Source organism: Actinomadura napierensis (assembly GCF_039529375.1).
Taxonomy (GTDB): domain Bacteria; phylum Actinomycetota; class Actinomycetes; order Streptosporangiales; family Streptosporangiaceae; genus Spirillospora; species Spirillospora napierensis.
Map to the genome: position 1 here is coordinate 42,831 of NZ_BAAAMR010000034.1, position 17,116 is coordinate 59,946.

Annotated in this window: 19 protein-coding genes; 5 read left to right on the forward strand and 14 right to left on the reverse strand. The window is 72.9% G+C overall.

Annotated elements, in window-relative coordinates:
- Window positions 1–118: 118 nt before the first annotated feature.
- Both ABD296_RS20335 and ABD296_RS20340 read right to left on the reverse strand, forming a co-directional pair.
- On the reverse strand, window positions 119–451 hold the full coding sequence (locus ABD296_RS20335) for a nuclear transport factor 2 family protein (protein ID WP_344269144.1): 333 nt from the start codon (window positions 449–451) through the stop codon (window positions 119–121).
- Window positions 448–1,842, reverse strand: a complete 1,395-nt coding sequence (locus tag ABD296_RS20340; RefSeq protein ID WP_344269147.1) for an MFS transporter — start codon at window positions 1,840–1,842, stop codon at window positions 448–450. Before ABD296_RS20340 ends, ABD296_RS20335 begins: the two co-directional genes overlap by 4 nt.
- Window positions 1,843–1,927: 85 nt before the next feature.
- Here ABD296_RS20340 and ABD296_RS20345 point away from each other — a divergent pair, with 85 nt between their 5' ends.
- From ABD296_RS20345 to ABD296_RS20355, 3 genes are read left to right on the forward strand one after another with little or no spacing between them, the layout of a single operon-like run.
- The gene (locus tag ABD296_RS20345; RefSeq protein WP_344269150.1) at window positions 1,928–2,638 is read left to right on the forward strand and encodes a TetR/AcrR family transcriptional regulator; all 711 of its coding nucleotides are present in this window, start codon (window positions 1,928–1,930) and stop codon (window positions 2,636–2,638) included.
- A gap of 24 nt (window positions 2,639–2,662) precedes the next feature.
- Entirely contained in the window at window positions 2,663–3,139 is a 477-nt protein-coding gene (locus ABD296_RS20350) for an RrF2 family transcriptional regulator (protein ID WP_344269153.1), read from the forward strand.
- Between the two features lie 51 nt (window positions 3,140–3,190).
- The gene (locus tag ABD296_RS20355; protein ID WP_344269155.1) at window positions 3,191–4,390 is read left to right on the forward strand and encodes an MFS transporter; all 1,200 of its coding nucleotides are present in this window, start codon (window positions 3,191–3,193) and stop codon (window positions 4,388–4,390) included.
- 33 nt (window positions 4,391–4,423) lie between these two features.
- On the opposite strand, the gene ABD296_RS20360 is transcribed toward ABD296_RS20355, so the two are convergent.
- The gene (locus ABD296_RS20360) at window positions 4,424–4,885 is read right to left on the reverse strand and encodes a DUF6194 family protein (protein ID WP_344269158.1); all 462 of its coding nucleotides are present in this window, start codon (window positions 4,883–4,885) and stop codon (window positions 4,424–4,426) included.
- Between the two features lie 63 nt (window positions 4,886–4,948).
- On the opposite strand from ABD296_RS20360, the gene ABD296_RS20365 reads away from it, so the two are divergent.
- A complete protein-coding gene (locus ABD296_RS20365; protein ID WP_344269160.1) occupies window positions 4,949–5,665 on the forward strand; it encodes a MerR family transcriptional regulator in 717 nt (238 codons plus the stop codon).
- Between the two features lie 28 nt (window positions 5,666–5,693).
- Here ABD296_RS20365 and ABD296_RS20370 read toward each other — a convergent pair whose 3' ends face one another.
- Window positions 5,694–6,341, reverse strand: coding sequence for a TetR family transcriptional regulator (locus ABD296_RS20370; protein WP_344269162.1), 648 nt, complete (start codon window positions 6,339–6,341; stop codon window positions 5,694–5,696).
- A gap of 130 nt (window positions 6,342–6,471) precedes the next feature.
- On the opposite strand from ABD296_RS20370, the gene ABD296_RS20375 reads away from it, so the two are divergent.
- On the forward strand, window positions 6,472–7,257 hold the full coding sequence (locus ABD296_RS20375) for an SDR family NAD(P)-dependent oxidoreductase (RefSeq protein ID WP_344269165.1): 786 nt from the start codon (window positions 6,472–6,474) through the stop codon (window positions 7,255–7,257).
- A gap of 61 nt (window positions 7,258–7,318) precedes the next feature.
- On the opposite strand, the gene ABD296_RS20380 is transcribed toward ABD296_RS20375, so the two are convergent.
- The 10 genes from ABD296_RS20380 to ABD296_RS20425 form a co-directional block, all read right to left on the reverse strand.
- The gene (locus ABD296_RS20380) at window positions 7,319–8,107 is read right to left on the reverse strand and encodes a MaoC/PaaZ C-terminal domain-containing protein (protein WP_344269168.1); all 789 of its coding nucleotides are present in this window, start codon (window positions 8,105–8,107) and stop codon (window positions 7,319–7,321) included.
- A complete protein-coding gene (locus tag ABD296_RS20385) occupies window positions 8,104–9,279 on the reverse strand; it encodes a lipid-transfer protein (protein WP_344269172.1) in 1,176 nt (391 codons plus the stop codon). The genes ABD296_RS20380 and ABD296_RS20385 overlap by 4 nt, the downstream gene beginning before the upstream one ends.
- The gene (locus ABD296_RS20390) at window positions 9,276–9,710 is read right to left on the reverse strand and encodes a MaoC family dehydratase (RefSeq protein WP_344269175.1); all 435 of its coding nucleotides are present in this window, start codon (window positions 9,708–9,710) and stop codon (window positions 9,276–9,278) included. Before ABD296_RS20390 ends, ABD296_RS20385 begins: the two co-directional genes overlap by 4 nt.
- Window positions 9,707–10,777 carry an acyl-CoA dehydrogenase family protein gene (locus ABD296_RS20395; protein ID WP_344269178.1) on the reverse strand — a complete coding sequence of 357 codons (1,071 nt, stop codon included), beginning with the start codon at window positions 10,775–10,777 and terminating at the stop codon, window positions 9,707–9,709. The genes ABD296_RS20390 and ABD296_RS20395 overlap by 4 nt, the downstream gene beginning before the upstream one ends.
- Window positions 10,777–11,736, reverse strand: a complete 960-nt coding sequence (locus ABD296_RS20400) for a bifunctional MaoC family dehydratase N-terminal/OB-fold nucleic acid binding domain-containing protein (RefSeq protein WP_344269181.1) — start codon at window positions 11,734–11,736, stop codon at window positions 10,777–10,779. Before ABD296_RS20400 ends, ABD296_RS20395 begins: the two co-directional genes overlap by 1 nt.
- The gene (locus ABD296_RS20405; RefSeq protein ID WP_344269184.1) at window positions 11,733–12,896 is read right to left on the reverse strand and encodes an acyl-CoA dehydrogenase family protein; all 1,164 of its coding nucleotides are present in this window, start codon (window positions 12,894–12,896) and stop codon (window positions 11,733–11,735) included. Before ABD296_RS20405 ends, ABD296_RS20400 begins: the two co-directional genes overlap by 4 nt.
- 57 nt (window positions 12,897–12,953) lie before the next feature.
- A complete protein-coding gene (locus tag ABD296_RS20410; RefSeq protein WP_344269187.1) occupies window positions 12,954–14,609 on the reverse strand; it encodes an AMP-binding protein in 1,656 nt (551 codons plus the stop codon).
- On the reverse strand, window positions 14,602–15,801 hold the full coding sequence (locus ABD296_RS20415; protein ID WP_344269190.1) for an NADH:flavin oxidoreductase: 1,200 nt from the start codon (window positions 15,799–15,801) through the stop codon (window positions 14,602–14,604). Before ABD296_RS20415 ends, ABD296_RS20410 begins: the two co-directional genes overlap by 8 nt.
- Window positions 15,802–15,973: 172 nt before the next feature.
- Complete coding sequence (locus ABD296_RS20420) at window positions 15,974–16,153, reverse strand: hypothetical protein (RefSeq protein ID WP_344269193.1); 180 nt, start codon at window positions 16,151–16,153, stop codon at window positions 15,974–15,976.
- Between the two features lie 120 nt (window positions 16,154–16,273).
- Window positions 16,274–17,035 carry an SDR family NAD(P)-dependent oxidoreductase gene (locus ABD296_RS20425; RefSeq protein WP_344269196.1) on the reverse strand — a complete coding sequence of 254 codons (762 nt, stop codon included), beginning with the start codon at window positions 17,033–17,035 and terminating at the stop codon, window positions 16,274–16,276.
- Window positions 17,036–17,116 lie beyond the last annotated feature (81 nt).

A 17,116-nucleotide genomic window follows, 5' to 3' on the forward strand; every position in this document is an offset into this window, starting at 1 on the left:
CGGACGGTCTGGCGGACCGTTCGTCCGCCGAGGCCCTGTTCGGACCGGTTGGGGGCGAAGCTGGGGCCGGGGCGTTGCGGCGCGGTGGTCCAGGCTGCGACCCAGTCACGTTTCCGGCTCATGCGAAGAACCCGACGACGCTGCGGATGCGGTCGCCGTCGAACTCGACGACGTCGTAGCCCGTCGCCGCCGTGCCGAGCCGCCAGGTGAACAGCGCCCGGTCGTGGTGGGCGCCGATGACGTCGCCGAGGGCGAAGCGCAGGTCACCGAAGTTCGCCTGGGCGCGCCCGATCGCCTCCGACAGTTCGGCGTGCCCGCGCAGGCCCGCGTAGTCGGGGTCGCTGTAGACCGAGTCGCCGGTGAGGACGGACTTCATCAGCGCCTCCCGGGCCGCGGCGTCCCGCTCGTTCCAGACGTCGAGGTAGGCGTTGATCAGGTCGGTGGTGGTCACTTGACGGCTCCTTCGAGAGAGACGGGCTCCCGGTCCCCGATGCCGGGACGGGAGGGCTTGAGGGCGAGGGCGATCAGGCCGCCCGCCGCGGTGGCGGCCGCGGCGACCCATCCGGCGGCGTGCAGGCCGTGCAGGAGGTCGTCCGGCCCGCCCGCGATCGCGACGAACGCCGCCAGCCCGATGGCGCCGCCGATCTCCTTGGCGCTGCCGGCCATCCCGGACGTCACGCCCTGCTGCTCCGGCGGGACGCCCGCGCCCGCGGACGCGAACAGCGTCACGAACGCGACGCCGCCGAACAGGCCCCAGACGACGCTGCCGGGCAGCAGCGTCCAGAAGCCGCCGCCGGCCGTGGTGCCGGCGACCATCGCGGCGATGCCCGCGCCGGTCCCGATCGTCGAGACGGCGAGCGTGGTGCGGATGCCCCAGCGTCCGAGCAGCACCGGGGTGGCCTTGAGCGCGGCGAGCATGCAGACCAGCGTGAGCGGCAGGAACGTCAGCCCCGCCTCCAGCGAGCTGTAGCCGAGGACGGGCTGCAGGTAGGAGGTCAGGATGTAGTAGCCGCCGCCGAGCGTGCCCTGGAAGACGGCGATCACGATCATGGTGGTGGCGAGGCCGCGGCCGCGGGCCAGCCGCAGCGGGATGAGCGGGTCGCGGGTGCGGGCCTCCACCGCGAGCAGCGCCGCGAGCAGGACGGCGCCGGCGGCCAGCGATCCGGCGGCGCGAAGGGAGGCCCATCCGGCGTCCGGCCCGCTCGCCAGCCCGAACACCAGCAGCGCCGACCCCGCGGTGGCCAGCACCGCGCCCGGGACGTCGAACGAGCCGGGCGCGCGGGCGGGATCGGCGGGCAGCAGCCGCGGCGCCGCGAGGGCGCAGCCGAGCGCCAGCGGCACGTTGACGAAGAACACCCACTCCCAGCCCAGGTAGTTGGTGAGCACGCCGCCCAGCAGGGAGCCGGCGGCGAGCCCCGCGCTGCCCGCCATCCCCCAGGCGCCGAGCGCCTTGTTGCGCGCGGGGCCCTCGGCGAATCCCCGGTAGATGAGGGTGAGCGTCGCCGGGGTGAGCAGTGCGCCGCCCGCGCCCTGCACCGCGCGGGCGGCGACGAGCGTCCCCGCGTCGGACGCCAGGCCGCCCGCGAGCGAGGCGGCGCCGTACAGCGCCAGGCCGGTCATGAACATCCGGCGGGCGCCGAGCCGGTCCACGGCCCGCCCGCCGAACAGCAGGAGCCCGCCGAGCCCGACCGAGTAGGCGCTGACCACCCACTGGACGGACGACGGTCCGAAGCCGAGCGCCGTCCCGATGCCGGGCAGCGCCACGTACACGATGTTGTAGTCGAGAGCCACGATGAGCTGCGTCAACGCCAGCAGCCCGAGCCGCAGCCGGTGCGTTTCCATGCCATCTCCTACATGCCGTTGATTTAATACACACCGTTCAGTTCAAGCACGCCGTACAGTAGTCCAACGCTGTAGAGTGTCAAGCGTGAACGACCCGACCCCGAGCCGCCGCGCCCGGCTGCGCGCGCAGGCCAGCGACGAGATCAAGGCGATCGCGCTCAAGCTGATGGCGGAGGGCGGCCCGGACGCGATCTCGCTGCGCGCCATCGCCCGCGAGATGGGCATGACCGCCGGCGCGATCTACAGCTACTTCGCCACCCGCGACGACCTGGTCACGACGCTGATCGGCGACGTGTACGGCGCGGTGGTGGACGCGGCGGAGGCCGCCCGCGACGCCGTCCCCGCGTCCGACCCGGGCGGCCGGATCATGGCCTGGGCGCAGGCCGTGCGGGAGTGGGCGGTGGCCAACCCCGAGGGCTTCCGGCTGATCTACGGCGACCCGGTGCCCGGCTACCGGGCGCCCGAGGACGGCCCGGGCAAGGACGCCGAGCTGCGCGCCTGCACCGGCCTCGTCGGCCTCGTCGCCGCCGCCTGGCCGGCCGCCGCCGCGCTCCAGCCGGACGGCCGCCGCTACACCTGGGACGACTTCGACCCCGGGCTCGTCCGCCACGTCCGGGAGGAGTTCCCCGGCCTGCCGCCCGAGGCGCTCGCCGTCACCCTGCGCACGTGGGGGCGGATGCACGGCCTGGTCGCGCTGGAGATCTACGGGCACCTGCGCCCGCTCGTCCACGATCCGGCGGCCGTCTACCGGGACGAGATGCGCGACCTGATCGCCTCACTGGGCCTGACCGCGTAAACAGGGACATGTATAGTCCCGGTTATGCGGATGGGCGAAGGCGTCGAATGGGGACTGCACTGCTGCGTGACGCTCGGCTGGCTGGACGACCGGGCGCCGGTGTCGATCCGGCGGCTGGCGGGCTGGTTCGACCTGCCGCAGGAGTACCTCAAGAAGCGCCTCCAGCCGCTCGCCCGGGCCGGAATCCTGGCCTCCGGCCCGGGGGTGCGGGGCGGCTGGTCCCTCGCCCGCCCGCCCGCGGAGATCACGGTGATGGACGTCGTCACCGCGCTCGAAGGGCCGCTCGAGGCGTTCCGCTGCACCGAGATCCGGCAGCGCGGAACCGGCGGCCGTGACGCCGGGCGGGAGTTCGACGGCCCCTGCGGCATCTCCGCCATGATGCGCCGCGCCGAACTGGCGTGGCGCCGCGAGCTGGCCGACCGCACCATCGCCGACCTGATGGAGAACGCCCCCGAGGGCGCCGCCCGTACCCGCCGCAACTACAGCCGCCTCACGGACTGACCCGTTCCGGCCCGGACGCGTCCTGGCCCTCCCATGGAAGAAACAGGGACGTTGAATACCCCGATACATCGCCAAGCCGAGCGCACCGCGCCGCCGGCCGATGCCCCGCGCGGCCTGCACTCCACCCTCATCCTCGCGCTCGGCACCTTCGCCGTCGGGACGGACGCCTACGTCGTCGCGGGCTTCCTCCCCGAGATGGCGTCCTCCCTGCACGTGTCCGAAGGGACCGCCGGTCAGTCGGCCACGGCGTTCGCGGTCACCTACGCCGTCCTGTCACCGATCCTCGCGACCGTCCTCGCCCGCGTCCCCCGCCGCGCGCTGCTCGTCGCCGCCCTCGCCGTGCTGGCGCTCGCCAACCTCGGCTCGGCGCTGGCGCCGAACTTCGCGCTCCTCATGGTGTCGCGCATCGTCGCCGCGTCCGGCGCGGCGGCCTTCACCCCCAACGCCGGCGCGGTGGCCTCCTCGCTCGTCGCCCCCGCCCAGCGGGCCCGCGCCCTCGCCGTCGTCATCGGCGGGCTCACCGTCGCCACCGCCCTCGGCGTCCCGCTCGGCAACCTGGCCGCCCGGGCCCTCGACTGGCACGCCGCGCTCGCGCTGGTCGCGGCCCTGTGCGCGATCGCCGCCGGGGGCGTGTTCGCCGCTATGCCCGCGCTTCCCGGCGGCCCCCGGATCCCGCTCCGCCGGCGCCTCGCGGCCCTGCGCCACCCCGGCGTCGTCGCCGTCCTGCCGCTCACCGTCCTCGGCATGGCCGCCGGGTACGGCCTGTACGCGTACGCCGTCCCGATCATGCGGGCCCTCGGCGCCGGCGAGGACGCCGAGCCGTGGCTCCTGTTCCTCTACGGCGCCGGCGCGGTCGCGGGCAACCTCGTCGCGGGCGCGCGGGTCGACCGGCACGGCCCCGTCCGCGTCCAGTTCGCCGGCTACGCCGCCCTCGCCGCGACGCTCGCCGCCTTCACCTGGGCCGTCGCCGCGGGCGCGGACCGGCTCCCGCTCACCGCGCTCCTGATGATCGCCTGGGGCGCCACGACCTGGTTCCAGACCCCGGCCCAGCAGGTGCGCCTCATCAGCGCCGCCCCGCAGGAGACCGCCGTCGTCGTCGGCCTGAACGCCTCCGCCCTCTACGCCGGGATCGGCCTCGGCACCGTCCTCGGCGGCGCCCTCCTCCCCCTCGGCGCCACGGCGGCCCTCGCGACCTGCGCCGGGCTGGCGGCCCTCTGCCTCGTCCACCTGTTCCTCACCCGCCGGCACTGACCCCGCCCGCAGCAGGGCTCAGCCGTTCGCGCGTCACCCCGCCGGCGAGTGACCGGCGGGGGAACGCCGCTCGTAGCGCGAGCGCGCGAGGTCGTGGGCCGTGCGGAGCAGTTCCCGGACCGCCGTCTCGGTGCTCGCCCCCGGATTCACCACGGCCAGCCACCCCGCGCTCCCGTAGACGGGGTGCGCCATCAGGACGTCCGCCGCGCTCGGGTCCGGCTCCCGTCCCGCCCAGCGCGCGGAGGCGTCTTTCCCGGCGGCGATGTTCAGCCGGAACGCGCCGGGCCGGTCGAGCCGCGAGCGCTCGTCGCCGGGATAGTCCTTGGTCACGATCGTCGCGTACGGCTGCGTCGCCTTCGGGACGTTCCCGTCGGGCGCGTAATAGACGAACGCGTCGCCCCAGGCGATCTCGGGCGAACCGTCGCCGGGCTGCGGCCGGAGGACCAGCACGCCATCGAACCCGCCCACGAACTCCAGGATCTCGTCGATGCTCATGTGTTCCAGCGTTCCATTCAAGTGCTTGTGGAGACTTCGTGCCGTAGACACCAAGCTAGAGAGGTGACAAGTCGCAACTCCGGCCTGAGAACGGTGGACGTCGCGCGCCGTGCGGGGTACTCCGTCCAGCAGGTGCGCAACCTCGAACGCGACGGCGTCCTGCCGCCTGCGACGCGCACCGCTTCCGGCTACCGGGTCTACGGCGAGGCCCACGTCCACTCCGCCCTGGCGTACCGGGCCTTCGCCGCCGGCACCGGCCCCGTCCAGGCCAAGACGATCATGCGGGCCGCCCACGCGTACCCGGACTCCGGCCTGCTCGCCCTCCTGGACGCCGCGCACGCCCGCCTCGCCGCCGAGCGCCGCGACCTGGCCCTGGCCAGGCGGGCCGCCGAGGCGATCAAGGCGGAGCCGATCGAGGACGTCCGCCCGTCCGACTCCATGGGCATCGCCGAACTCGCCGCCGCCCTCGGCGTCCGCGCCTCGACCCTGCGCCACTGGGACGCCGAAGGCCTCGTCGTGCCGGGCCGGACCACTCCGCGCGGGGCGCGCGCGTACGCACCCGGTGACGTCCGAGATGCCCGGATCGTCCACCAACTCCGCCTCGCCGGCTACCGCATCACCCCGCTCAAGGCCCTGATGCCGGACCTGCGCAGCGCGGGCAGCCACCACGACCTGACCGCCGCACTCGCCGCCCGCGACGCGACCATCGACGCCCGCTCGAAGGCCCTCCTCAAAGCAACCGCGGCCCTCGACTCCGTCCTCGCGCTCCCCATGCCCTGAGTTCGAACGTCTCCTTGCGGGAGCGGACCTAGCGTTCGGGCGTCAGCAGGCGCAGCCCGCCCGTCAGTTCGCGCAGGCACCGCACCACCAGGTCCGCCGGGGACTCGGCGGAATCCTCATCCGCCGCCGCCCACGCCTCCAGGGCGACACGGATCGCGCTGGTCGCCGCGGCGGCGACCAGCCGGACCTCCAAGGGGTCGGTGTCCGGCCCGGCCAGCCGGGCCACCACCGGGATGAGCCGCTCCTCCGAATCGTGGTTCACCTGGGCCCAGACCGCCCGCAGGGCGGGGTCGTCCTGGGCCGCGCGCAGCAGGCCGCGCGTCCAGCGCAGGCCCTCGACCGCCACGTCACCCGGCGCGGAGAGCGATGCGACCGCCGCGGACTCCAGCGCCTCGGCCAGACCGGCGTCCGGGCCGGTCTCGGCGAGCAGCGCGCGCCAGCGGTCCCCACCGGACGCGAGCAGCGGTCCGATGGCGTCCTGCTTGCTGCGGAAGTACCGGTAGAAGGTGCGCAGCGCGACCCCGGCGCGACCGGCGATCTCCTCGGCCGTCGTGCCGTCGGGGCCCTTGTCGGCGAACAGTTCGGCCGCCGCGCGGGCGATGTCGAGTTGCGTCGCGGCCTTGCGGCGCTCGGTCAGCGAGGGCGTCCGGCCCTGCTTCGTCCTGGGGCGGTCCATGAGGGAAGCCTACGTCCGGCGACGACAGTCAGGCACGACAAGCCGCTATGACAAAACATGCCATCTTGACGTACCGTGGACATCGAGGGCCCCAGTCGAGGCCCCCTCCCACCAGGACATCGGAGACGACATGGACCGTTACAACGGACGCCGGGCACTCGTCACGGGCGGCGGCTCGGGCATCGGCCAGGCCACGGTGCTGCGCCTGCTCGCGGAGGGCGGCGACGTGGTCGCCGCCGACGTGAGCGAGGCGGGCCTCAAGGACACCGTCGCCAAGGCGGGCGCCCATGCCGAGCGTCTGGCCACGGTCGTCGTGGACGTCGCGGACGAGGCGTCCGTCCGCGCCGCCGTCGCCTCCGCCCTCGCGACCCTCGGCGGCCTTGACGTCCTGGTCAACGCGGCCGGCATCCTGCGCTCCTCGCACACGCACGAGACGTCCCTCGCCGACTTCACCAAGGTGATCACGGTCAACCTGACCGGCACCTTCCTGATGATCCGCGAGGCGATCCCGGCCCTGCTGGAGGGCACCGCACCGGCCGTGGTCAACTTCAGCTCGACCTCCGCGATGTTCGCCCACCCCTACATGGCGGCCTACGCAGCCAGCAAGGGCGGCATCCAGTCGATGACACACGCCCTGGCCGCCGAGTACGCGGGGCAGGGCATCCGCTTCACGGCCGTCCAGCCCGGCTCGATCTCCTCCGGCATGACGGACGGCTCGGGGGAGAGCAAGCAGAGCCTGGGCCCCGGCCTCCCCGAGGACGCCGACTTCGGCCTGTTCGCGAAGCTGTCCCCCGCCCTCGGCAAGGGATTCGCCGGCCCCGAGTCGGTGGCGGGCGTCGTCGCCATGCTCGCCTCCGAAGACGGCGCCTTCATCACCGGCACCGAAATCCGCATAGACGGCGGCACCCACTTCTGACCCGAGTACGAGCCGCCGCCCCCGGGCGAGAACGAGAACGCCACAGGTCGGGGTGGCCGGGTCAGGTGAAGCGGGCTTGGGCTGCGGTGAGGACGGGTTTGCCGTTAACGGACGCCTCGAAGGTCGTTGCGTCATCGGTTTTCCAGCCTTCTACGGCGAGTTCGTCGCCGGGGAAGACCGGGGAGGCGAAGCGGGCTTCGAGGTCCTTCAGGTCGGCGGGGTGGGCGCCGACCTCGGCGGCCAGGGGCAGGATCACTGCGGCCAGGGTGCACAGGCCGTGCATGAAGGGGCGGGGCATGCCCGCCGCCTCGGCGGCCGAGGGGTCGATGTGCATGTGGTGGCGGTCGCCCAGGAGGCGGTAGAGCGCCGCCTGGTCCGGGTTCGTTCGGACGGGGAGGGAAATGTCCGGGGCCGTGGACGGGCGGGGGCGGGCGGACGGGCCTCGGTCGCCGCCGAAGCCGCCGCCGCCGGGGGCGAACAGCGACCAGGTCGCCTCGAAGTAGTCGCTGGTCACGGTGACGTCGAAGACGGCGGCGCGGCCCTTGTCCCAGACGTCGGAGACGTGCGCCGACATCTCGACCGCCCCGGAGCGCGGGAGGTCCCGCAGGACGCGGAGGCGCTGCGTCCCGTGGACGGCGGTGCGGACGTCGAAGGCGCCGGCGGACCCGAGGGCGTCCGGGGCCCACTGGGCGAGCGTCAGCGCGAACGTCGGCAGGACCCGCAGGCGCTCCTCGAAGACGAGGTCGAGGTCGGTGGCGTGGGCGCCGACGGCGAGCGCGTAGAGGATGGGGCGCGTCTCGTCGTAGGAGACGGTGCGGGTGCCGAGGGGGCGGCCCTTCCATTCGTTCACTGGTCGGCTCCCAGGATCAGGCCGCTGGTCGGGACGCCGGTTCCGGCGGTGACCAGGACGTTGTGGACGTCGCCGGGCTGGTTCACCGAGGTGCCGCGCAGCAGCCGGACGGCCTCGGCGATGCCGTTCATGCCGTGGATGTAGGCCTCGCCGAGCTGGCCGCCGTGGGTGTTGACGGGGAGGCGGCCGGTCAGCGAGAGGTTGCCGTCGGCGATGAAGTCCTTGGCCTCGCCCCTGGCGCAGAAGCCGAGCTCTTCGAGCTGCGGCAGGACGAGCGGCGTGAAGTGGTCGTAGAGGATCGCGGCCTGGATGTCGGCGGGCGTCAGGCTCGACTGGGCGTAGAGCTGCCGTCCGACGAGTCCCATCTCGGGGATGCCGCTGATCTCGGAGCGGTAGTAGCTCGTCATCATGTGCTGGTCGTTGCCCGAGCCCTGCGCGGCGCCCCAGACCAGGGCGGGCTTGTGCGGGAGGTCGCGGGCACGCTGCGCGGAGACGATGACGAGGGCCTGGCCGCCGTCGCTCTCCTGGCAGCAGTCGAGGAGGTGCAGGGGTTCGGCGATCCAGCGGGACGCCTGGTGCTCTTCGAGGGTGATCGGCCGCTCGTAGAACCAGGCCTTGGGGTTGGTGGCGGCGTGGGCGCGGTCGACGACGGCGACGCGGCCGAAGTCCTCGCTGGTCGCGCCGTACTCGTGCATGTAGCGGGTGGCGAACATGGCGACCCACTGGGCCGGGGTCGACAGCCCGAAAGGGGTCATCCACGAGTAGGCGGCGCGGTCGGCGCTGACGTCCATCGGACGGTTCGCCTGGCCGAGGCCGTAGCGCTCGCCGGACCGCTCGTTGAACGCGCGGTAGCAGACGACGACGTCGGCGACGCCGGTCGCGACGGCCATCGCGGCCTGCTGGACGGTGCCGCAGGCGGCGCCGCCGCCGTATCCGACGCGGGAGAAGAACGTCAGCTCGCCGATGCCGAGGTTGCGGGCGATGTGGATCTCGCTGCTGGTGTCGGCGGTGAAGGTGACCAGGCCGTCGACGTCGGACGGCTCCAGCCCCGCGTCGGTGATCGCGGCGAGGACGGCCTCGCAGGCGAGCTGCAGCTCGCTGCGTCCGGACTCCTTGGAGAACTCGGTGGCGCCGATGCCGGCGATCGCGGCGGCGCCGGGCAGCACGCTCATTCGGTCTCCCCCTGCTCTTGAACGACGGGGAGTCGGACGACGACCGTTCCGGTGACGTGCGGGCCGATCGCGTTGACGCCGCGGACGGCGATCTCGACGCGGCGGTCCTCGTCGTGCTTGGCGGAGACGGTGCCGGTCAGCACCATCGTGTCGCCCGGGTAGTTGGGCGCGCCGAGCCTGATCCTGATCGCCTTCACCTCGGCGGCCGGCCCGGCCCAGGAGGTGACGTACCGGTCGACGAGCCCGTTGGTGGTCAGGATGTTCATGAAGACGTCCTGGGATCCGCGCTCCCCGGCGAGCGCCGGGTCGTGGTGGACGTCCTGGTAGTCGCGGCTCGCGATGGCGGTCGCGACGATCATCGTGCGGGTCAGCGGGATCGGCAGCTCGGGGAGCTCCTCCCCCACCGCGACCTCGTCGTAGGTACGGCTCACAGGGCGGCGCCCAAGGTCTCGAGGTCGGCGGACGCGCCGCCGAGCATCCCGGAGATGTGCTTACCCCACAGGAAGTACCGGTGGACGGGGTAGTCGACGTCCACGCCGATGCCGCCGTGCAGGTGCTGGACGCGGTGCACGACGTTGAGGCCGCCCTCGTCCGACCACCACTTGGCGACCAGGACGGCGGTCTCGGCGTCCTCGCCGGCCGCGATCAGCGAGACGGCGTGCCAGAGGCAGACGCGCAGCGCGTCGATCTCGATGTAGCAGTCGGCGAGCTGGTGCTGGACGGCCTGGAAGGCGGCGAGCGGCCGGCCGAACTGCTCGCGCCCGGCGAGGTACCCGGCGGCGATGCGCAGCGCGCCCTCGGTGACGCCGACCTGGATCGCGGCGAGCGCGACCCGCGACAGCCGCAGCGCGGTCGCGAGCGACCCGGCCGGGAGCTGCTGCGCGGGGGCCCCGTCGAGGACGAGGGTGGCGGCGCCGTCGTGCGCGGTGGTGTCGACGTCCTCCCAGCCCGTCCCGGCGACGCCGGTGCCGAGCAGGAACAGGCCGGGGCCGTCGGGGGTGCGGGCGGCGACCAGCATGAAGTCGGCGCCGCGGGCGGACGGCACGGTGGCCTTCGTCCCGGTCAGGCGCCATCCGTCGCCGTCGCGGACGGCCTCGCAGCGCGGCTCCGCCGGGTCGGCGGGCGCGAACTCCTCCAGCGCGAGCGTCAGCCGGGCCGTCCCGTCCACGACCCCGGACACCAGCAGCCCGGACGTCTTGTGCGAGGCCAGGGTGAGGGCCGCGACGAGCGACGGCCACAGCGGGACGGGCGCGACGGCGCGTCCCTGCTCCTCCAGCAGGACGCACAGCGCCTCGGCCCCGAGGCCCGCGCCGCCCGCGTCCTCGGGCAGCGCGACGCCGAGCAGGCCGGCGGACGCCAGCTCGTTCCAGAGCGCGTGGTCGACGCCGGTCTCGGACTGCTCGGCGGCGCGGACGCGCTCCTGCGTGGCGTGGTCGGTGAAGATCTGCCGGGCCAGGTCCCGGACCGCTTCCAGCTCCTCGCCAAGGGTGAAGTCCATCAGCGCTCCTCACGTGCGGCCGGGCGGAACACCGGCAGGGAAAGGTCGAGGTCGGGGTCGATCCAGTCGAGGACGACGGGCATGCCGACCTCGACGTCCGCGGGCTCGACGCCCGTCATGTTCGCGATCAGCCGGGTGCCCTCGGCCAGCTCGATCACCGCGACGACCAGCGGGTAGTCGAAGGCGGGGTGCTTCGGGTGGTGGTTGACCGTGAAGGTGTAGACGTGGCCCGCGCCGGACGACCCGACCGTGTCCCAGGCGAACGAGCCGCACTGCGGGCAGCACGGGCCGGGCGGGTGCCGCAGCGACTTGCAGTCGGCGCACCGCTGGATGACGAGCCGGTGCTCGCGGGCCGCCTCGAACCAGAACGCGTTGTCCGGGTTGACCGCCGGCCGCGGCCGCAGCGCCTTCGGCGCGGGCTTCTCGGCGGGGCGGAACCGCAGCGTCCGCCACCGCTGCGTCGCGACGACCGCGCCGGACGCGTCCCGGTACGTCTTCACGGTGCTGACGAACCGTCCGGTGCCGAGGCCGGTCTTCTTCTCCGGGGAGATCGACTCGACGTGCTCCTCGACGGACACGTGGTCGCCCGGGACCAGCTCGCGCTCGAACTCCAGCTCCGAGTCGGTCGCGACGACGGAGGTGTAGCCGCCCTCGGCGAGCAGCGCGACCAGCTCGTCGAACCCGCTCGGCTCGTCCGGCGGGCGGACGGTGGCGGCGTAGCCCCGCATCGTCCACGCCTGGATCATCGACGCGGGCGCCACGACGCCGTCGCGTCCCGTCGCCTTCGCGGCGCCCTCGTCCAGGTAGACCGGGTTCGCGTCCTCCATCGCCTCGGCCCAGTGCCGGATCATCGGGACGTTCACCGGGTCCTGGCCGGGGCGCCGCGCGACCAGCTCCCGCCCGACCCACGCCTGCAGGCGGGCCTCGTACTTCTCGTTCACGGCCGCGTCCTCGCTCATGACCGCCTCGACCTCGGCAGCCCGAGCCCCTGGACGGCGACCATGTCGCGCAGCACCTCGTTGACGCCGCCGCCGAAGGTGTTGACGATGCCCTGCCGGGACAGCTGCTCGATCTGCCCGTACAGCACCGCGCCCGGCGACTCGGGGCGGATCCGCCCGGCCGCGCCGAGGATCCCGGTCAGCGTCCGCTGCACGAAGATGTGCGTCTCGGTGCCGTAGGACTTCGCGGCGCCGGCCTGCGCGCCGGTCAGCTCGCCCGCCTCGACGGCCATCGTCATCTTCCAGTTCATCAGCCGCATGGCCTCGAGCCGCGCGTAGGTGCGGGCGAGGTCGGCGCGCACCCAGGGCAGGTCGATGACGCCGTTCTCGCGGGCCCAGTCCCGGACGTCCTCCCACAGCCGGATCATGCGGCCGCCGAGCGCGGCGAGGCCGATCCGCTCGTGGTTGAGCTGGGTGGTGATCAGCTTCCAGCCGCCGTCGACCTCCCCGACGACGTCCGAGGCCGGGACGCGGATGCCGTTGTAGTACGTCGCCGTCACGACCATCCCGCCGACCGTCTGGATCGGGCTCCAGGAGAACCCGTCCGCGCTGGTCGGCACGATGATGATCGAGATGCCCTTGTGCTTGGGCGCGTCGGGGTTCGTGCGGGCGGCGAGCCAGATGTGGTCGGCGGTGTTGGCGCCGCTGGTGAAGACCTTGTTTCCGTCGATGACGTAGTGGTCGCCGTCCAGGACGGCCCTGGTGCGCAGCGACGCCAGGTCGGTGCCCGCGTCCGGCTCGGAGTAGCCGATCGCGAACACGATGTCGCCGGCGAGGATGCCGGGCAGGTACTTCTTCTTCTGCTCCTCGGTCCCGTACCGCATCAGGGTCGGGCCGACCGTGTTCACCGTGACGAACGGGAACGGCAGGCCCGCGCGCTGCACCTCGTCGAAGAACACGTACTGCTCGGCGATCGACTTCCCCTGCCCGCCGTACTCGGTGGGCCAGCCGTAGCCGAGCCAGCCGTCCTTGCCGAGCATCTTTACGATCTCGCGGAAGGTGCCGCCGCCGACACCCTCCTCACCGGCCCGGCGGCGGACGTCCGGGGGCAGCAGGCGCGCGAAGTACGCCCTCAGTTCCGCGCGCAGTTCCTGGTGCGCCGCGGACTCACGCAGATCCATGTAAGCCCTCTCGTGTCGGTCGGTCGGATCAGGGGTCGGCCGGGTCGGCCGGGTCGGTCAGGGGAGGAAGCGTTCGCGGCCGCTGGCGGCGAACTCCTCGCGGAGCGCCGCCCTGCCCGCCTCGGTCATGGGCTCGTACTCTGGCGCATCGCGGCCGGTCCACCGGTACACGGGGTCCTCGGTGCGCCAGCCTTCGAGCTGCAACTGCTTCTTGCTGAGCTTGCCGGAGCCGGTGGTCGGCAGCGCGTGCGAGACGCGGACGAACCGCGGCGCGCCCTTGGTGCCGAGGTCGTCCTGGCCGGCCAGGAACGCGGCGAAGTCCAGGTCCTCGAACTCCACGCCGTCCGGGATCTCGATGGCGGCCATCACCTGGTCGCCCGAGCGCGGGTCGGGGACGCCGAACGCGACCGCGTCCACGATCTTGGGGTGGCGGCGGACGACGCTCTGGGTGAGCAGCGCGGAGATGTTCTCGGAGTCGACGCGGATCCAGTCGCCGGAGCGTCCCGCGAAGTACAGGAACCCGGCCTCGTCGATGTAGCCGAGGTCGCCCGTCCAGTACCAGCCGTGCCGGACGCGCTCGGCGTCCGCTTCGGGGTTCTTGTAGTAGCCCTCGAACTTCCCGGCGCCGTCGACGTCGACGATCTCGCCGACGGACTCCTCCGGGTTGGTGACGCGGCCGCGCTCGTCCAGGACGGCGCGGGCGCACGTCTCCCGCGTCTCCGGGTGCACGATGCGGACGCCGTCGTGCATCGGGACGCCGAACGCGGTCGGCGGCGCGTCCGGCACCCGCTTGATCATCCCGGCGCCCTCGCTGGACCCGTACCCCTCGACGAGCTGCGCGCCGAAGCGGCGCAGGAACGCGGCCTTGTCCTCGGGGGACGCCTCGGTGCCGAACCCGTGCGTGAGGGTGTTGTCGGCGTCGTCGGGCTGCTCGGGCGTCGTGAGGATGTAGCCGATCGCCTTGCCGACGTAGGTGAAGAACGTCGCGCCGTAGAAGCGGACGTCCGTCAGGAACCCGGACGCGGAGAACTTCGGCGTCAGCACGACGCAGGCGCCGACCGCCAGCGACGGCGCCCACAGCGCCATCAGCGCGTTGCCGTGGAACAGCGGCATCGGGCAGTAGCTGATGTCGTCGCGCTTGACGTCGTACTTGGCGCTGTTGTTGCGGCCCAGCTCGGCGAGCCGGCCCTGCGAGCAGCGCGCCGCCTTGGACGCCCCGGTCGTGCCGGAGGTGAACAGCAGCAGCATCTGCGTCTTCGGCGTGACCGCAGGGTCGCGCTCGGGCTCGCAGGCGTGCCGTTCGACCAGCGGCGCGTAGCCGGGGTCGTCGATCAGGACGATGCAGTCGCGCGGGACGCCGACGTCCAGACCGTCCAGCAGCTTCGCGCCGGCCATGTCGGTGACGATCAGCTGGAGGTCGGTGTGGCGGACCTCCTGCTCCAGATACGCGCCCGTGCGGGTCGGGTTGATCCCGACGATCGTCGCGCCGCTCAGCGCCGCCGCGCCCAGCCACAGGACGTACTCGGGCACGTTGTCGAGGAGCACGCCGATGTGGAACGGTCCGTCCCGGCGCGACTCGCGGGCCAGCGAGGCGCGCGCCGCACTCTCCCGGACGACCTCGTCCCACGTCCATGTCCGCTCGCGGCTGCGCAGGCCGGGCCGCCCGTCGCCGAGCTTCTCCAGCAGCAGGTCCGCGATCGTCTCGTCACGCACTCGCGCTTCCCCAGGCCGGCTCGGTGGACAGGACGCAGTGGGTGCCGCCGTAGATCGCCGTCATGCACTTGTTGCAGTGGATGCACAGCGACTCGGTCGCGGGCTCGTCCTTGATCCGGTTGATCAGGTCGGGCTCGCGCAGCAGGGCGCGGGCCATCGCGACGAACTCGAAGCCCTCCGCCATCGCGGTGTCCATGCCCGCGCGATCGGTGACGCCGCCGAGCAGGATCATCGGCAGCTTCACCGCGGCGCGGATCTGCCGGGCGTCCTTGAGCAGGTAGAGGTCCTGGTACGGGTAGGACTTCAGGAAGTGCTTGCCGATCAGCTTGATCCCGAGCTTGGTCGGCTGCTTCATCACGGCGGCGAACTCGTGCAGCGGCGCGTCGCCCTTGAACAGGTACATGGGGTTGAGCAGGGAGCTGCCGGCGGTCATCTGGAGGGCGTCGACCGAGCCGTCGGCCTCCAGCCACCGCGCGACCTGGATCGCCTCGTCCACCCAGAAGCCGCCGGGCACGCCGTCGTCCATGTTCAGCTTCGCGGTGATCGCGATGCGGTCGCCGACGGCGTCGCGGACGGCGCGGCCGATGTCGCGCGCCAGCCGCGCGCGGTTCTCCAGCGACCCGCCGTACTCGTCCTTGCGGTGGTTGACCTTGGGGCTGAGGAATGAACTCGTCAGGTAGTTGTGCCCCATGTGGATCTCGATCGAGTCGAAACCCGCTTCGATCGCCATCTTGCCCGCGTAGGCGTGCGCGTCGACGACGCGCGCGATGTCCGCGTGCGTGACGGCCTTGGCGACCGTCTGCGTCGTCAGGTGGAAGTGGCGGCTCGGCGCGAGCGCGGGCAGCTTGTTGCTCTTGGGGTTGGCGACCGGGCCGGCGTGCCCGATCTGCGCCTGGACGGCCGCCCCCTCGGCGTGCACGGCGTCGGTCAGCCTGCGCAGGCCGGGCATCGCCTCGTCCCGCCAGTAGATCTGCCGCCGGTCGGTCCGCCCCTCCGGCGCGACCGCGCAGTACGCGACGGTCGTCATCCCGACGCCGCCGCGCGCGTGCCGGACGTGGAAGTCGATCAGCGCGTCGGTGACCTGGCCGCGCTTGGTCAGGCCCTCGTAGGTGGCCGCCTTGATGGTGCGGTTGCGCAGCGTGATCGGCCCCAGTTTCGCCGGGGTGAACACATCGGGGGTTTCCTTGGTCATCGAGTTCCCTGGGTGAGTCTTTCGGGTCGGCGCGCCGGGTGGGTGGCCACTCGACGTTAATCAGCGGGATGCCCGGACGTTCCGGACATCCCGCTGACTGGGAGCGACGGCCTTCGTTGACTTGCGGCGAGTCGTCGTTATGAGCCGCGCCATAACGACGACTCGCCGCAACTCAACGGTTCTCGAGCGCCGCCGCGATCTGGTCGGTGTGGGACTGGGATTCGGCCAGCTGGCGCAGCAGCCACAGGCGCAGGACGCGGGTGACCGCGGACGCCAGGTACAGCGCGCCGCCGAGCACCGTCACGGCGAGGAAGCCGATGGCGAGCGTCTGCAGCGACCCGACGTCGCGCATGTCGTCCTGCGTGAGCGAGATGTTGTACGCGACGAACGCGGCGGGGGGCGTGGTGCGGCGGGGGGCGTGGTCTCTGCCCTCGGCCGAGGGCGCGCGCCGGGTCAGCCGGTGGACGCGGTGTCAGCCGAAGTAGGCCTGGCCGCCGTCCAGCGGAATGGTCGCGCCGGTCAGGTAGCGCATGGCCGGCTGCAGGAGGGCGACGACGGCGTTGCCGATGTCGGCCTCGCAGTCGCCGATGTAGCCGAGCGGGATGGTCTTGCGGAACTCCTCCGCCGCCTCGGGGAACGCCTCCGTCCACCGCTTGAGGCCAGGTGAGAGGGCGTGCGGGGCGATGGAGTTGGCGCGGATACCGTCCGGTCCCCACTCGGCGGCGGCCGTCCGGGTCAGCGACCGCAGCGCCTGCTTGGCCGCCGCGTACGCGCCGTACGTCGTCGGGTCCCAGCGCACCATCGCCGACGTGACGAGGTTGATGATGTTGCCGCCGCCGCGCGCCTTCATGTGCGGATGGCACGCCTTCATGAACGCGAACGCCGCGAACGGCCCGGTCAGGAAGCCCCTCTGGAACTTCTCGTCGCTCATCTCCAGCAGCGGCCCGTACCCGCCCGAATAGGCGTTGTTGACGAGGATGTCGACGCCTCCGAAGCGGCCGGCGACCTCCTCCACCACGCCGGGGATCGCCTCGGTGTCGGCCACGTCGCCGGCGAACGGCTCGGCGTCCGCGCCCCGCTCCCGGACCAGGCCGCACGTCGTCTCCAGCTTCGCCGCCGTCCGGCCGAGCACGGCGACCGCCGCGCCCTCCGACGCCAGCGCCAGCGCGATGCCCTGGCCGACGCCCTGGCCCGCACCGGTGACGATCGCGACCTTGCCGTCGAGGCTTCCCATGTCATCCCCCCTGCATCCGTCCTGGTGCGGTCATGGTGATGTGACGCGGCCCACGCGATCGCCGCAGTCCCGCTCACCGGA

Coding starts and splice junctions, on each gene's coding strand:
- ABD296_RS20340 (WP_344269147.1), bottom strand. CDS start 1,842: ATGGAAACGCACCGGCTGCGGCTCGGGCTGCTGGCGTTGACGCAGCTC.
- ABD296_RS20350 (WP_344269153.1), top strand. CDS start 2,663: ATGCGGATGGGCGAAGGCGTCGAATGGGGACTGCACTGCTGCGTGACG.
- ABD296_RS20360 (WP_344269158.1), bottom strand. CDS start 4,885: ATGAGCATCGACGAGATCCTGGAGTTCGTGGGCGGGTTCGATGGCGTG.
- ABD296_RS20370 (WP_344269162.1), bottom strand. CDS start 6,341: ATGGACCGCCCCAGGACGAAGCAGGGCCGGACGCCCTCGCTGACCGAG.
- ABD296_RS20375 (WP_344269165.1), top strand. CDS start 6,472: ATGGACCGTTACAACGGACGCCGGGCACTCGTCACGGGCGGCGGCTCG.
- ABD296_RS20385 (WP_344269172.1), bottom strand. CDS start 9,279: ATGAGCGTGCTGCCCGGCGCCGCCGCGATCGCCGGCATCGGCGCCACC.
- ABD296_RS20395 (WP_344269178.1), bottom strand. CDS start 10,777: ATGGACTTCACCCTTGGCGAGGAGCTGGAAGCGGTCCGGGACCTGGCC.
- ABD296_RS20400 (WP_344269181.1), bottom strand. CDS start 11,736: ATGAGCGAGGACGCGGCCGTGAACGAGAAGTACGAGGCCCGCCTGCAG.
- ABD296_RS20405 (WP_344269184.1), bottom strand. CDS start 12,896: ATGGATCTGCGTGAGTCCGCGGCGCACCAGGAACTGCGCGCGGAACTG.
- ABD296_RS20415 (WP_344269190.1), bottom strand. CDS start 15,801: ATGACCAAGGAAACCCCCGATGTGTTCACCCCGGCGAAACTGGGGCCG.
- ABD296_RS20420 (WP_344269193.1), bottom strand. CDS start 16,153: ATGCGCGACGTCGGGTCGCTGCAGACGCTCGCCATCGGCTTCCTCGCC.
- ABD296_RS20425 (WP_344269196.1), bottom strand. CDS start 17,035: ATGGGAAGCCTCGACGGCAAGGTCGCGATCGTCACCGGTGCGGGCCAG.